The organism is Cognatundibacterium jejuense (genome assembly GCF_014284255.1).
GTDB classification, from domain to species: Bacteria; Pseudomonadota; Gammaproteobacteria; order Burkholderiales; family Burkholderiaceae_D; genus Undibacterium; species Undibacterium jejuense.
Genome location: NZ_JACOFV010000004.1, coordinates 122,948 through 137,254, shown reverse-complemented (window position 1 = coordinate 137,254; position 14,307 = coordinate 122,948). Strand labels below are relative to the sequence as shown.

General features: G+C 43.5%; 16 protein-coding genes. All 16 read right to left on the bottom strand.

What is annotated here, in order from left to right; genetic code table 11:
- Positions 1–37: 37 nt before the first annotated feature.
- Positions 38–670 carry a protein phosphatase CheZ gene (gene cheZ, locus H8K32_RS06085; RefSeq protein ID WP_246447148.1) on the bottom strand — a complete coding sequence of 211 codons (633 nt, stop codon included), beginning with the start codon at positions 668–670 and terminating at the stop codon, positions 38–40.
- Positions 671–697: 27 nt separating this feature from the next.
- Positions 698–1,093 carry a chemotaxis response regulator CheY gene (gene cheY, locus H8K32_RS06080; protein WP_186911590.1) on the bottom strand — a complete coding sequence of 132 codons (396 nt, stop codon included), beginning with the start codon at positions 1,091–1,093 and terminating at the stop codon, positions 698–700.
- Positions 1,094–1,192: 99 nt separating this feature from the next.
- Positions 1,193–2,269, bottom strand: coding sequence for a protein-glutamate methylesterase/protein-glutamine glutaminase (locus H8K32_RS06075; RefSeq protein WP_186911589.1), 1,077 nt, complete (start codon positions 2,267–2,269; stop codon positions 1,193–1,195).
- A gap of 50 nt (positions 2,270–2,319) precedes the next feature.
- On the bottom strand, positions 2,320–2,928 hold the full coding sequence (gene cheD / locus H8K32_RS06070; protein ID WP_186911588.1) for a chemoreceptor glutamine deamidase CheD: 609 nt from the start codon (positions 2,926–2,928) through the stop codon (positions 2,320–2,322).
- On the bottom strand, positions 2,925–3,815 hold the full coding sequence (locus H8K32_RS06065; protein WP_186911587.1) for a CheR family methyltransferase: 891 nt from the start codon (positions 3,813–3,815) through the stop codon (positions 2,925–2,927). The genes cheD and H8K32_RS06065 overlap by 4 nt, the downstream gene beginning before the upstream one ends.
- An 80-nt stretch (positions 3,816–3,895) precedes the next feature.
- Positions 3,896–5,608 (bottom strand): methyl-accepting chemotaxis protein, encoded by a 1,713-nt coding sequence (locus H8K32_RS06060; protein ID WP_186911586.1) that lies wholly within the window; start codon positions 5,606–5,608, stop codon positions 3,896–3,898.
- 62 nt (positions 5,609–5,670) lie between these two features.
- Positions 5,671–6,186, bottom strand: coding sequence for a chemotaxis protein CheW (locus tag H8K32_RS06055; RefSeq protein WP_186911585.1), 516 nt, complete (start codon positions 6,184–6,186; stop codon positions 5,671–5,673).
- Between the two features lie 37 nt (positions 6,187–6,223).
- Positions 6,224–8,278 carry a chemotaxis protein CheA gene (gene cheA, locus H8K32_RS06050; RefSeq protein ID WP_186911584.1) on the bottom strand — a complete coding sequence of 685 codons (2,055 nt, stop codon included), beginning with the start codon at positions 8,276–8,278 and terminating at the stop codon, positions 6,224–6,226.
- A 52-nt stretch (positions 8,279–8,330) separates the two neighbouring features.
- On the bottom strand, positions 8,331–8,696 hold the full coding sequence (locus H8K32_RS06045) for a response regulator (protein WP_162020889.1): 366 nt from the start codon (positions 8,694–8,696) through the stop codon (positions 8,331–8,333).
- Between the two features lie 52 nt (positions 8,697–8,748).
- Positions 8,749–9,297 carry a chemotaxis protein gene (locus H8K32_RS06040; RefSeq protein ID WP_186911583.1) on the bottom strand — a complete coding sequence of 183 codons (549 nt, stop codon included), beginning with the start codon at positions 9,295–9,297 and terminating at the stop codon, positions 8,749–8,751.
- A 49-nt stretch (positions 9,298–9,346) separates the two neighbouring features.
- Positions 9,347–10,276: a flagellar motor protein MotB gene (motB, locus tag H8K32_RS06035; protein WP_186911582.1), complete on the bottom strand. Its 930-nt coding sequence runs from the start codon at positions 10,274–10,276 to the stop codon at positions 9,347–9,349.
- Between the two features lie 21 nt (positions 10,277–10,297).
- Complete coding sequence (gene motA, locus H8K32_RS06030; RefSeq protein WP_186911581.1) at positions 10,298–11,158, bottom strand: flagellar motor stator protein MotA; 861 nt, start codon at positions 11,156–11,158, stop codon at positions 10,298–10,300.
- A 140-nt stretch (positions 11,159–11,298) separates the two neighbouring features.
- On the bottom strand, positions 11,299–12,108 hold the full coding sequence (locus H8K32_RS06025; RefSeq protein ID WP_186911580.1) for a class I SAM-dependent methyltransferase: 810 nt from the start codon (positions 12,106–12,108) through the stop codon (positions 11,299–11,301).
- A gap of 18 nt (positions 12,109–12,126) precedes the next feature.
- Complete coding sequence (gene flhC / locus H8K32_RS06020) at positions 12,127–12,681, bottom strand: flagellar transcriptional regulator FlhC (protein ID WP_186911579.1); 555 nt, start codon at positions 12,679–12,681, stop codon at positions 12,127–12,129.
- A gap of 33 nt (positions 12,682–12,714) precedes the next feature.
- Positions 12,715–13,032 carry a flagellar transcriptional regulator FlhD gene (gene flhD, locus H8K32_RS06015; RefSeq protein ID WP_186911578.1) on the bottom strand — a complete coding sequence of 106 codons (318 nt, stop codon included), beginning with the start codon at positions 13,030–13,032 and terminating at the stop codon, positions 12,715–12,717.
- Positions 13,033–13,539: 507 nt separating this feature from the next.
- Positions 13,540–14,247: a DNA polymerase III subunit epsilon gene (dnaQ, locus tag H8K32_RS06010; RefSeq protein ID WP_186911692.1), complete on the bottom strand. Its 708-nt coding sequence runs from the start codon at positions 14,245–14,247 to the stop codon at positions 13,540–13,542.
- Positions 14,248–14,307 lie beyond the last annotated feature (60 nt).

The following is a 14,307-nucleotide window of genomic DNA, read 5'->3' as shown; positions in this document are numbered from 1 at the left end:
ACTTTGCTATTAATATAATTTGTCGAAAACAAAAATTTTAAAAACCCAAACTATCCAAAAGGTCGTCCACTTGACTTTGATTGGCGACAACATCAGCTTTCCCTTCAGGATTAATCTGCGGCCCATTTAACAATCCATCTGCCACTTCTTTCTTCTTGTCACCTGGAGAATAATCGATAAGCAATTGCACGAGCTGCTGCTCAAGATTCTGAGCCAACACGGTTACTTTCTTGATGACTTGTCCGGTAAGATCCTGAAAATCTTGCGCCATCATGATTTCCATCAAATGGGCTTTGGTTTCAGCACTATTATTACTTACCAACGTCAAATACTGGATCATCTCTTGCGTTAGTTCCTGATATTGTTCAGGAGTTGCAGGCTGCAAAGCAAATGCTTGCAAAGACGAGTTAATTTTTTTTGCACCAACATCCAATTCTTCTTGCAAAGGAATCGCGATGTCTGTCGCATTTAATACGCGTTGAGCAGCTTGCTCCGACATGCGAGCCACGTAGTCAAGCCTGTCTCGCGCATCAGGAATATCTTCTGCTGCCCGCTCTAACAACTTATCCAGACCCAAACCGCGCAAGCTATCATGCAATAGCCGCGTCATGTGCCCGACTCTTGACAGGAGATCTTCTTGCTGAGTATTTTGATTTATATTTTGACCCATATTGACCCCAGTACTTTGCATTTCTGCTTATGCAGGCTTACCCAGCTTTTCAAAAATTTTCGAAAGCTTCTCATCCAAAGTCGCAGCCGTAAAAGGCTTAACGACATAACCATTAGCACCTGCCTGAGCCGCAGCAATAATGTTTTCCTTTTTCGCTTCGGCCGTTACCATTAATACTGGCAATTTTGACAAAGCTGGATCAGCGCGAATATGCTGAAGCATAGTCAACCCATCCATATTTGGCATATTCCAGTCGGAGATAACGAAATCGAAGTCGCCATTTTTTAATTTGGCGAGCCCCATTGCGCCATCTTCTGCTTCATCGACATTGGAATAACCCAATTCTTTCAGCAAATTTCTCACGATGCGGCGCATGGTAGAAAAGTCATCTACAACTAAAAATTTCAGATTTTGATCGGCCATGAATCACTCCACTATTTCTTTAATTACAGTTATTAGTATTATCGGTCAAATTAAGTTTAAAAGGTGTTGAAATTGCAGTTAAGCATGATTTCTTATCGATTAAACCCTTAAAGCACGGCTTCCTTGCGTTGCAAGATAATGTAACACTTTTGCAGGCAAGTCATTCAAAGAAGCAACTTCATGTGTTGCGCCAGCCGCTATTGCTTCCCTAGGCATCCCAAATACAACACAACTAGCCTCATCTTGCGCAAAATTATATGCGCCGGCGTTTTTCATCTCAAGCATGCCTGCAGCACCATCTTTACCCATACCTGTCAATATAACACCGACCGCGTTCTTACCGGCAAAACTTGCTGCTGACCGGAACAATACATCGACCGAAGGTTTGTGACGATTAACCGGTTCACCGGTATCAAGTTGGGTAACATAGTTTGCACCACTACGTCCTAGCAATAAATGTGAGTGTCCAGGTGCGATATAAGCATGCCCGGGCAACACACGCTCCCCCCCTGCTGCCTCAGATACCGAAATCTTACACAAGCCATCAAGTCGCTTAGCAAAAGACCGGGTAAAACCTTCTGGCATATGCTGTGTAATGAGAATACCAGGACAATCTGAAGGCATTTGAACCAGAAAACTCTTAATAGCCTCAGTACCACCCGTTGACGCTCCAATAATGATGAGTTTCTCACTACTGGTCAAAGGATTTCTTACCATCGGCAAGGAATCCTGCGTAGACTTTTGTTGACCTGCAACGCTCATCGTTCGCGGACGGATTCTTGCCTTGGACGCAATCCTGATTTTGTCCGCGATAAGTTCTGCGTATTCCAGCATTCCGCTCTGAATCGACAACTTAGGCTTTGTAACAAAATCCACCGCCCCCAACTCCAAAGCACGCATCGTTATCTCTGAACCGCGCTCTGTCAGCGAAGAAACCATAATCACGGGCATAGGACGCAAACGCATCAAACGCTCAAGAAAGTCCAGCCCGTCCATTTTTGGCATTTCAACGTCCAACGTCAACACATCTGGATTGGTTTGCTTAATCAATTCACGAGCCACTAGTGGATCTGGTGCAACACCAACGACTTCCATATCTGGTTGACTACCAATGATTTCAGTCATGACACTTCTAATCAGAGCTGAATCATCAACAATTAAAACTTTAATCTTCATTGTAAAACCCCGTATTCACGAGCCTGCTGTTAGGAACAATGGCGTTTGGATCAAAACAGATCCACCTCACCACCAACCGACGTCGACTTCAGCCTACTTGCATAATCCTGTTCGCGACGTTTCAGCGTATCGTTGTGTTCAACTTTCAACTTTTTAACAAGCACTTTGCCTGTTTTTGGAAAAAAATAGACTTTTCTAGGATAAATGTCGTTCAGATCTTCAGCAATAACACGCATCCGCTCCGCCTTCAAATAATCGAGCACGAATTTGGCATTTCGCTCCCCGACATTGATCGCTGTAAATCCGCGCAAAACGTTTCCACCACCAAAAACCTTTGCTTCCATATTCTCACGTTTTGCTCCAGCCTTGAGCAACTCATTAATCAAGACCTCCATCGCGTAGGTGCCGTATCGCATCGAAGCCGATACAGGGTTATCAGCATCACCACCCGTATCGGGAAGCATAAAATGATTCATACCACCAACACCCGAGACGCGATCACGAATGCACGCTGACACACAGGAACCCAACACTGTGACAATCAGCATATCCTTATTTGTGAAATAAAACTCACCTGGTAAAATTTTTGCTGCATCACAGTCAAATGTTCGATCGTAATAGACATTCGTCGCGAAGTGCTCTTCACTCAATTGACTCATAGGCCACCTTTGTGCGCATGATTTGCGACACCCTTTCCATGGGCAGAATGCAAGCTGGCAAGTTCGTACACAGTTTTGCCTCTCAACTTAAAGTCATCTGACACATAAAGAAAATTCTCTGAATGTCCCGCAAATAACAAACCATCTGGCTTCATCAAAGGAACAAATCTCTTCAAAATTGCTCCTTGAGTCGGCTTGTCAAAATAAATCATTACGTTGCGGCAAAAAATTGCATCAAATGGCCCCTTCAAAGCCCAGCTATTTTCTAATAAATTTAGCTGTTTGAAAGTAATCATATCTCTTAATTCTTGCCTGACGCGAACCAAGCCTTCTTGAGCACCTTTACCTTTAAGAAAAAACTTTTTTGCACGATCAGCAGATAATTTTTCTATTCTGTCTATATTGTAGACACCTCTTGAAGCCGTATTTAAAACGTTGGTATCGATATCGGTAGCAATAATTTGAGCTGGTGGGCGCAAGCTCCCAAAAGCTTCACAGAGCGTCATCGCAATCGAATAAGGCTCTTCACCGGTAGAACTTGCGGAACACCAAATTTGCAAGGACTCCTTCTTATTCTTGGCATGCTCCGCCAAAATAGGGAAATGATGCTCCTCGCGAAAAAATGATGTTAAGTTGGTCGTCAATGCATTCGTAAAAGCTTCCCACTCATCACTTTCATGCTCTCTTTCAAGCGTGTTCAAATAATCTGAAAACGAATTGATACCAGTCGCTCTCAAACGCCTGGCTAGGCGACTGTACACCATCTCTTGTTTGCTGTCGGCGAGAGAAATTCCAGCTCGTTTATAAATAAGATCTCTGACACGATCAAAGTCACGCGCATGAAACTCAAATTCTTTAGACCCTTCAGACTTTTCTTTCGCCGCCATTTTTTTCCTTATTCTCAATTCCAGACAAGAGCAAATTTCGCTACTCTACCGTCGATTAAACTCAGCAATAAACAAGGAAATCAGAACTCTTCCCAGGCATCACCGTCACCCACTGGAGCCGACTCAGCTTTTGGTTTTGATGCTTTTGCACTAGAAAGATTTGAACTGATCGCCTTCGCTTTTATTTTTGGACTCTGACTAACGGTAGTCTTTTTAACTGGAGCAAAAGATGTTTTAACTTGGGACGTCGCATTCACTTTGAATACGCTGACCGCCTGACCCAGGGCGATTGCTTGCTCTTCCATACTTTCAGCCGCTGCTGCTGCCTGCTCAACCAAAGCGGCATTTTGCTGGGTCATCTCATCCATTTGCGTAATGGCGAGGTTAACTTGCTCAATACCTGCGCTTTGCTCCTGACTTGCAGCAGTAATTTCACTCATAATGTCGGCAACATGTTGGACGCTAGTGACTATTTCATTCATGGTTTTACCAGCCTCATCAACCAATTTACTACCTTGGTCAACTTTGTCAACAGAGTCACCTATCAGGGACTTAATTTCCTTCGCCGCACTGGCGCTTCGCTGTGCAAGGTTACGTACTTCGGCAGCAACCACTGCAAATCCACGTCCCTGCTCTCCGGCTCTCGCGGCCTCTACTGCGGCGTTTAAGGCCAAAATATTGGTTTGAAATGCGATTCCGTCGATAACACCTATAATGTCAACAATCTTGCGAGAACTTTCTTTGATTGATCCCATGGTACTGACAACTTGCCCGACTACCGCCCCCCCTTTGACTGCCACACTTGATGCTGAAACGACGAGTTGATTTGCTTGACGTGCATTATCTGCATTTTGACGTACCGTGCTAGTCAGCTCTTCCATCGAACTTGCCGTTTCTTCCAAAGAACTAGCTTGAGATTCAGTTCGACTAGACAAGTCGGCGTTTCCAGAGGCGATTTCCTGAGACGCCACAGTAATTGTTTCAGTCCCATTACGAACCTGACCAACAGTAGCAGCCAAACTATCATTCATGTTTTTCAACGCAGCTAGCAAAAGCGCGACTTCATCACTACCTTCTACCGTGACCTGGCTACGTAAATCCCCGCTTGCTACTGTCTCTGCTAATTCCAACGCTTCGGTCAATGGCTTAGTAATACTATTCGTCAATATCCAGGCAAAAAACGCACCCAATCCCAAGGCGCATAGCAAGATCAAATATAAACTATACGTGAGCCTTGCCCCCGTCTTGGCCGACGATTCAAAAACATCTTTCGAAGTAGCATCTTGCAACTCAACTAGCTTATTAATTCCTGCAATTGACTTACTGCTTAACGGCTCAAGAACTGTCGTAATGATCTTGACGGCTCCTTCGCCATTAAATGCCAATGCTTGCCCAACTGCATCTTTGAACGGTTGCTCACTTTGCTTGTCGAGCTTTTCTACATCACTCAAGATACTTTTTTCTTCATCACTCAGACCGAGGAGAGAAATTTTTTCTTTTGCTTCCTGGTAAACTTTTCGCTGAGCTTTTACTTTTCCCTCTTCTTTTTGCATCTCTCCGACATCGGACTGAATGCCGATATTACGCATAGCGATACCAGCTTCATAAAGGGAGTTTTTCATTGCATTTGCCAATGCTTGCTTTTGACTCGCCAGACTGAGGTGCTCAGTCATTTCTGTTCGATTAGAGGAACTCATTGCATTAACGAAAAGCATTACTACAACAATTCCACCCAAGATAAGTGCAAAACCGATTCCTAATCGTGCACCAATTTTTAAATTGCGCAAATTCATACACTTATCTCCAAAAAAGTTACTACTTCAGCTAGCCAAAGAAAAGTTCAATGGCCACTGGTCTAAACTGAATGGTCAACCAAACCCATTTCTGGACTCGACATTAATTTGTCGATATCAACCAAAATCAACATCCTGTCTTCCAACGTTCCCAACCCAATCAAAAATTCAGTGTTAAATGTTGTCCCCATTTCCGGCGCAGGACGAACCTGGTCCGGCATTAAAGTCGTCACGTCAGACACGCTATCGACCACCATCCCTACGATACGGCCCTCGATATTGAGAATAATGACCACCGTAAACTGATCGTATGTCGGACTTCCCAAATTAAACTTAATGCGCATATCAACTACTGGCACGATAATCCCACGCAAATTGATGACGCCTTTAAGAAATTCTGGCGCATTGGCAATTCGCGTTACCGCCTCGTAACCACGAATTTCTTGCACTTTCAAAATATGAATACCATACTCCTCATTACCTAAAGTAAATGCGAGAAATTCATGCCCGGCAATATCTGCTTCTGCGTGTCCGCCGTGTGAATTTTGGTCATTAATAGATTGTGCACCTTGCGTCATTTCTTGTCCTTCATATAAATAAGTTACTGTTTCGATATCATTTAACTGATCTCAGGAGTGCCGACACATCTAGAATGAAAGCAACACCACCATCACCTAAGATAGTAGCCCCAGATATACCCGGGATTTTCTTGTAATTGGATTCAATGTTTTTGACAACTACTTGTTGCTGACCAACCAGATCATCAACAAACAGCGCCGCTTTTTTACCATCGACCTCAACAATCACCACGATACCTTCTGATGGGTCTAAAAATTTCGGCTCCAAGTCAAATTTTTGGTAGAGCGGAACGAGCGGCAAATATTCATCCCTGACTTTAATTACTTTGCCTTTACCATTAACTTCTTTGACATCCTCTTTCGCGGGCTGCAAGGATTCAACAACAAAACCTAACGGCAAGATATAAATCTCTTCACCAAGCTTAATCGACATACCGTCAAGAATCGCCAACGTCAAAGGAAGAGAAATGATAATCGTGGTGCCATAACCTTTTGCGGAACGTATATCTACCACGCCGCCCATCGCAGCAATATTACGTTTAACCACATCCATACCGACACCACGACCAGAAACGTCAGTAACAATTTCAGCCGTGGAAAATCCTGGAGCAAAAATGAGTTGCCACACTTCGGGATCGGACATCGAATCAGGAGCGGTTAAACCATTCTGACGCGCTTTAGCTAAGATTCTTTCGCGATGCAGACCGCCGCCATCGTCACTGACTTCAATTACGATGTTCCCACCTTGATGAACAGCAGACAAAGAAAGACGACCAGTTTCACTCTTACCGACTTCTTTCCGTGCAGCAGGCATTTCGATACCATGATCGATACTATTTCTTACCAAATGAGTCAGCGGATCAACAATGCGCTCGATTAAGCCCTTATCCAACTCTGTCGAGGCACCATAAGTAACGAATTCAACTTTTTTGCCGAGTTTTGTTGCCAGATCTCTGACCATGCGTGGGAAACGCGAGAATACATAGTCCATCGGCATCATACGAATCGACATGACTGCTTCTTGCAAATCACGCGTATTGCGCGTGAGGTGCGCGACACTATTGAGCAGTCGCTCATTAGCAATCGGATCCAGATCCTGGGTGCGTTGCTCTAGCATCGCCTGGGTTATTACCAACTCACCAATCAGATTAATCAGTTGATCTACCTTCTCGATCCCAACCCGGATCGTAGAAGACTCTTGAGAAGTGTGGCTTTTTTCACTTTCTTTTTTTACAGCGACTTTCTTCTCAATATTTACAAGCGGATTGACGATATTAGAAACTGAAGAACTTGAATTATCCGGCCCATTGTTCGTTTCGGATTGACCTTCAAGAGGCGGGAACATCGATTCAAGGGGCTCGAAAAACCCATAACCCAAATCTTCTTCTGATTGCGCATCCTGCTTTTGAGCACTTTGTTCTGGCAATGCCTCTTCGGTGATCGAAAGGCAATCCGGATCTAAAATAAACGAGCAAATGGAGATAATGTCATCTTTACCTTCATTGGTTCGCAAGTGAAGGACGACCTTGTCAGCATGAGCATCGCCGCGTAATATCATGCCAAGTAAACCCAACTCAGCCATCAAAGCACTGGCATCACCTTCACTGACATTTGGTAGTTCGATTCTATAAGCAGATTTATAAACAATGGAGCCATGATCAACGACTTCGACTGGCGGAGGCGGAGGCGGAGTAAACGATGGAACGTCCTGCGACAGCGACTGCAATAACATCCTGACATCCGCTACCGCATCTTGATCAACCGGCGTCCCTAAGCGATGACCGTCCAATTGCATCTTAAGAATATCTTTGGCGATCAAAAAAGCGTCAACGTGATCACCCGTTAACGCCATTTCACCTTTTCTGATTTTATCCAGCAACGACTCTAAGACATGCGTGACTTCTGTCATGTCATTCAAGCCGAATGTCGACGCGCCACCTTTGATTGAATGCGCCGCACGAAAAATAGCATTCAGATCCTCTGGATCAGGAGCGGAAATATCGACCGCAAGCAACAATTTTTCCTTCTCTGCCAGAAGCTCATCCGCCTCATCAAAGAAGACTTGGAAAAACTGACTCATGTCAATCGTCATTATTAAACTCCGAGATTTACATTGGCACGACAAAAATGCAAAGCGACATTACTTAGCCGATTACTTTTTTTACTACTTCCGTTAATTTTTGAGGATCAAAAGGCTTAACTAACCAACCATTCGCTCCCGCAGCACGCCCCTTTGCCTTCATGTCATCACTGGACTCAGTTGTCAGCATTAGAATTGGCACCCGTTGGTATGTTGCCAGACCTCTTAAAGACTTAATCAAAGTAAGACCATCCATGCGTGGCATGTTTTGGTCAGTCAAAACTAAATCAACGACTTGGTTACGTGCCTTTTCAAGCCCATCTTGCCCGTCTACAGCTTCAATGACTTGATATCCCGCAGCTTTCAGACTAAAAGCGACCATCTGTCTCAAAGAGCCAGAATCGTCAACTGCTAAAATTGTCTTGGCCATAATTACTCCGTTTTACCAATTAAAGGCAAAATGCCTTGAGGGTTTTTTCAAACTAAAATAATTCAATATCACCACTATCCAGATGCTTTTGGTGAACCGCTTTTCTCAACAAATCCTTCAGATCCGCACTCTGTTTTTCCAAACGCAACGTCGTCTCTTTCAACAAATGGGCAATATCATCACTTTCTGTATCAGTAGCAAGATCATCCCCAACCACACCGAGAGCAGTCAACACTTCACGCAACCCCTCACAACGCTGCATCGTACGTGAAATAAGTTGACTAGTAAGGTCCTGGAATTGCAAGCAAGTTACAGCTGAATTGATATGTTGCGCTATTTCTTGTTGAATAGTTTTTAAGCGATCAATGCTATCTTCAGAAATAGATCCCGCATCAATAATCATGGAAATTTCATCCTGCTCTTTCAACACAGCAGAATGCAAAGCTAGGAAACTGACTCCGAGTTTTTCTATTGCCTCACCAAGCAACAATGCGGTTTGCGCAAGATCTGTCTCCACTTCTGACAAATGGGCGCTTCCATGGTCTGACACGCCAGACAGCAATTCTTTAACGTGGGAGCCCAACATTTTCTTTTTGGACATCTTCAGCATCCTATCCGCATAATCTAAGCCAATGAAATAATTTCAAGCACTACTTTTCCCGACTGACAGAAACTTCCGTGCTCGAATCTGCCTGGCTAGTTACTTCAACTGATCCACCATCCTGTGATGCAGACTCTTCGGCTTTTTTATTCATAACAATAATGCTGATGCGACGATTAATCGGATTTAAGGCATCATCTTTATCAAACAAAACAGAAGATGATAAGCCGACTACACGCAACACTTTAGACTCATCCATACCGCCGTAAATTAACTCACGTCGTGATGCATTTGCTCGATCCGCTGACAACTCCCAATTACTATATCCTTTTTCACCCATACCATAAGGGGCAGCATCGGTGTGTCCAGACAAGCTAATTCTATTCGGAACTTCATTTAACGCCTTACCAATTTCGTGTAAGATTTCCTTTGTATAAGGTTGCAATTCCGCTTTAGCGGAGGCAAACATCGGACGATTCAGCTCGTCGACCATCTGTATCCGCAAACCTTCAGTTGTTATATCGAGCAAGAGCTGTTTTTTATATTGTTTAAGGGTAGGGTTTGATTCAATCACTGCCTCAATCCGCGCTTTCAAGCCCTTCAATCTCTCGGCATCTGCTTTTGCTAACGCTGCCTCTGCTGCTTGCAGGTTATACGATTTCTTTTGCGCTTCAATGTCTCCTTTGCGATTTTGCCCTTCTCGCAAGCTGAGATCCTTACCACCACCTTTAATCACGCTCGAACTATCACCACTACCATCACCACCAGCCATAGCCACTTTTAAAGGTGTCTGAAAATACTCAGCGATACCCTGCAAATTCCCCTTTGCTGTCGAACCAAGCAACCACATCAACAAGAAAAATGCCATCATCGCCGTCACAAAATCTGCGTATGCGATTTTCCACGCACCACCATGATGACCGCCAGCCACTTTTTTAATGCGCTTAACAATGATGGGGCGTAATTCTTCGTTTGCCATAATTAACCTTCTCCAGTCATATTATTTTGACTTGGACTGCTTAATATGCTCTTCAAGCTCACTAAACGTCGGACGTTCAGTTGAATACAGAACCTTGCGACCAAACTCAACCGCCAAGGCAGGCGCATACCCATTCAAACTTGCCAGCAGAGTCACTTTGATACATTGAAAAGTTTTAGAAGATTCATCCATTTGCTGCTCCATCAGCCCAGCCAAAGGACCAACAAAACCATACGCCAGCAAAATACCCAAAAACGTACCAACCAAAGCATGCGCAATCAATATCCCCAGTTCAGCAGGTGGAATACCCACTGACTCCATCGTATGCACCACCCCCATCACAGCAGCAACAATACCAAATGCCGGAAGACCGTCACCTAACTTTGCAATGAAATGAGCAGGAACAGCAGCCTCGTGGTGATGAGTTTCCAACTCATTATCCATCAAATTTTCGATCTGAAACGCGTCCATATTGCCCGATACCATCAACCGTAAATAATCACCAATAAATTCCATCATATGATGATCATGTACAATCGCAGGGTACTTACTAAACAACGGACTTTCTTCTGGCTTCTCGATATCACCTTCAATTGACATTAAACCTTCTTTGCGCACCTTCGTCAGGACGTCAAACAACATAGTCATCAATTCCATGTATAAAGCTTTGGTATATTTGGACCCTTTAAAAACACCTGGCACAGCCTTCAAAGTTGCCTTGAGACTTTTGGCATTATTTCCTACCAGGGAAGCACCAACAGCCGCGCCCCCAATCATTAACAACTCCAATGGCTGAAACAAGACTGCCAAATGGCCACCGGCCATTGCGAAGCCGCCAAACACCGAACCCATAACGACAATATAGCCAACGATGACTAACACGGAACTTACTCCTTGAAGGAAAATCTACGCTTAAATAACTTTCTCCTATCATAGCAGTCCAATCCATAGGAGGCACTCGAAATGCAACAAATAAGAGTTAAAAAAGGTTGATTCAGAGAATTAAATACCCCATTGCTACATTAAATTTTCCAAACGTACAACACAGGTGCATTTTCCGCCGTTTGTATCTCAGCAAAGGCCGGAACATCAGGAACACAAAATTCGTAGCTTAAAAAAAGAGTGCCAGGCGACATCTCATTTTGCACCTTCATCCATATTTCTGACATGACAACCGGCGATAAATAAGAGAAAACAACATTAAATTTTGAAAAATCAAGGTCTTCGTATTTCCCCGGGGAAAATTTCAAATTTTTAATGTCATAAAATTTCCCAAGCGCAACGCTTACTAACCATGGAAACATTGCAATCTCCACACCAGCGACAGACCATTGGGGACGCGCCTTTGACAAGTCAAAAAGTAAGCCACCAAAACCACTACCAACATCTAAAAATTTGACATCTTGCTCGTCAGGAAGCAACTCAAGGATGGCAGCTGGCAAAGTAGCTTCTGATGGATAATAAGGTACGCGAGTACGAAAAGTTGAACCGAAAATCAGAAACAAAACAAAAAACAACAACAAGCTGATTATCGGTGGAAGCCGTATATACAGTGCAAAAACAACTGCAACAGGAAAAAAGAATTCGATGACGCACCACCACCAATCCAGCCCACAGACGTAAGCAAGGCTTAAGGATGCAGTGGATTGCAACGCAAGAAGTACGAAGAATGGAATTAAGTAGCCCAACAAGTGTTTACTTGCAAAGGCAAGCGTCACACATACGGCAAGTGATGCAACTTGAATGAGAAGTGCGCGTACAGCCGGAGAATTTATTTTTTTAATCTCCGGAGGAACATGGCTTTCGCGACTGTTGGATGACGCTAATTCCAAGACCCCTCCCAAAGATTATTAAGCCACCATCTCCAAAGAAGAATCGGCGTCTTCAGCCTTTTTAGTCTTGCCCGCTCTCGAAGGGACATGACAAAGACCACACTTATAATGATCGTGCAAATCAAGAGAATGCGCAACAAAATGCCCGCCACATTCACAACATTTTGCAAATGTTAGCATTTTTCCCTCAAAAAATCTCACCAGAGTCCACGCACGCGTCAATGAAAGTACCGCATCATCAGCAGAAGCACAACCAACTTGCTCGAGGTACAGACGATATGCCTTGACGATTGCTTCAACACCAAACACCTCGGCATGCTCATTGAGGTATTTGTAAATATTCATAAACAAAGAAGAGTGAATATTTGGCTGCCAGGTGACAAACCAATCCGTAGAAAAAGGCAACATCCCTTTTGGTGGAGAAACGCCCTTCAACTCTTTATAAATCTTGAGCAAACGTTCTCGAGACAGAGATGTTTCTGACTCAAGCAACTGCAATCTCGCGCCAAGATTGACCAGATCTACAGCCAATTGAATTTCATGCGCCTCAGTCACTACACTTTTAATAGCCATCACAGCCTCCATCCAAAAGAATATCGAAACAACTCAATGAATTTCTTCAATTGGTTGTCCAGCCATCAGGATTGCCGCATGTGAATGCGCGAGTGCACGTTCTTTGTTGTAGTTGGTCAGCATACAAAGAATTGAACTATCTTCAAACCGGAAGCGGGCCAGCATCATATTTGAACCAGCCAATTTCAAGATTTGTGAATTATTCAAACCTTCGATCAAGTCCGCGATCTCTTTTCCGATGCCGAGGCGGAAGATAGCAGTAGCTTTATCAGCACGTATCATTTGCTGCGCCAGCATTAAGTAGCTCAGGTTTGCGTCGCGAATTTCAGCCATCATATCGTTCTGTGTCATGTTCCCACCCTCCGTTCCATTTTTCAAAGGCCATATTCCGTTGCCAGTGAGACAGATTGTGAGCGCACGCAAAAACGCCGTGTATAGGCAATACACGGGATTTAATTCCAGAAAAATAGGAATAATCTCGTAGGAAAAAATCCTACAAGAAATAATTGATAACGAACATAAAAAATATGCTGTTTATATTGAATTTTATTTTTTCCACTATATCGGAAAAATTCCCAACAAAATCAAACACTTAAATGTAAAAACACCAAATTAGTGTTTTCTCTTAATATCATTAACGGCAAAAAAAACAGGAACTTTAGGGTTTTTTAAAAAAATTTAAAAATATTTTTCTTACTTTTATTAACGGTGGTGATCAGAAAAACTTTAATTTTTTTTTGATTTTTTTTACTTCCAACATGTAATTATGCAAAATCGCAACAGCTATCCTCTCGCCAAAAAGAAAATCCCCCTCATTTGAGGGGGATTTAATAGCCAAAAAAACAAGAATGCAGCAATTTACTGAACCGGTGTACGCCAGATACATGATTGACGTAACTGCTTATCCAGCCCGGACAAGAGATTTTCATGCTCCGTTAGCTCAACCTCATCTGCAGGCCTGACCAATACTTCACCCACAGGAAGATCAATCACTTGCGACTCCTGAACAACAGGCGCAACTTCCTCTTCCAGATCAATGGCAAAGCTATTTTGCCCACGTGACATTGCCAAGAAAACATCCGCCAACAGCTCAGCATCCAATAAAGCACCGTGCAGCTTGCGGTGAGCATTAGAAATTTCATAACGATCGCACAAGGCGTCCAACGAATTTCGCTTACCTGGATGCAATTCTTTTGCCTGCACCAAGGTATCAATAACAGTTTCGACATAATCGCCGAACAAACCAAGACCCAAGCGGGAAAATTCTGCATTTAAGAACGAAAGATCAAACGGTGCATTATGGATAACAACCTCAGCACCCTGAATGTATTCGCAAAACTCTTTTGATATCTCACCAAATTTAGGCTTATCACTCAAGAACTCGGCAGTCAAACCGTGGACGGCGAGCGCCCCCTCCTCCGACTCCCGTTCTGGATTGATGTATTGATGAAAGTTATTGCCAGTTAATTTACGATCTATCAACTCGACGCAGCCAATTTCAATAATACGGTTGCCATCCCGGACATTTAAACCCGTTGTTTCCGTATCTAAAACGATTTGTCTCAGAATTTTTTTCATTTACTTACCTTATTATTTCATGCCGCAAACAAATAGCAATGGTGATTC

Excerpts from the sequence above, each read along its gene's own strand:
- cheZ (WP_246447148.1), bottom strand. The coding sequence starts at position 670 with ATGGGTCAAAATATAAATCAAAATACTCAGCAAGAAGATCTCCTGTCA.
- cheY (WP_186911590.1), bottom strand. The coding sequence starts at position 1,093 with ATGGCCGATCAAAATCTGAAATTTTTAGTTGTAGATGACTTTTCTACC.
- H8K32_RS06075 (WP_186911589.1), bottom strand. The coding sequence starts at position 2,269 with ATGAAGATTAAAGTTTTAATTGTTGATGATTCAGCTCTGATTAGAAGT.
- cheD (WP_186911588.1), bottom strand. The coding sequence starts at position 2,928 with ATGAGTCAATTGAGTGAAGAGCACTTCGCGACGAATGTCTATTACGAT.
- H8K32_RS06065 (WP_186911587.1), bottom strand. The coding sequence starts at position 3,815 with ATGGCGGCGAAAGAAAAGTCTGAAGGGTCTAAAGAATTTGAGTTTCAT.
- H8K32_RS06060 (WP_186911586.1), bottom strand. The coding sequence starts at position 5,608 with ATGAATTTGCGCAATTTAAAAATTGGTGCACGATTAGGAATCGGTTTT.
- H8K32_RS06055 (WP_186911585.1), bottom strand. The coding sequence starts at position 6,186 with ATGACGCAAGGTGCACAATCTATTAATGACCAAAATTCACACGGCGGA.
- cheA (WP_186911584.1), bottom strand. The coding sequence starts at position 8,278 with ATGACGATTGACATGAGTCAGTTTTTCCAAGTCTTCTTTGATGAGGCG.
- H8K32_RS06045 (WP_162020889.1), bottom strand. The coding sequence starts at position 8,696 with ATGGCCAAGACAATTTTAGCAGTTGACGATTCTGGCTCTTTGAGACAG.
- H8K32_RS06040 (WP_186911583.1), bottom strand. The coding sequence starts at position 9,297 with ATGTCCAAAAAGAAAATGTTGGGCTCCCACGTTAAAGAATTGCTGTCT.
- motB (WP_186911582.1), bottom strand. The coding sequence starts at position 10,276 with ATGGCAAACGAAGAATTACGCCCCATCATTGTTAAGCGCATTAAAAAA.
- flhC (WP_186911579.1), bottom strand. The coding sequence starts at position 12,681 with ATGGCTATTAAAAGTGTAGTGACTGAGGCGCATGAAATTCAATTGGCT.
- flhD (WP_186911578.1), bottom strand. The coding sequence starts at position 13,032 with ATGACACAGAACGATATGATGGCTGAAATTCGCGACGCAAACCTGAGC.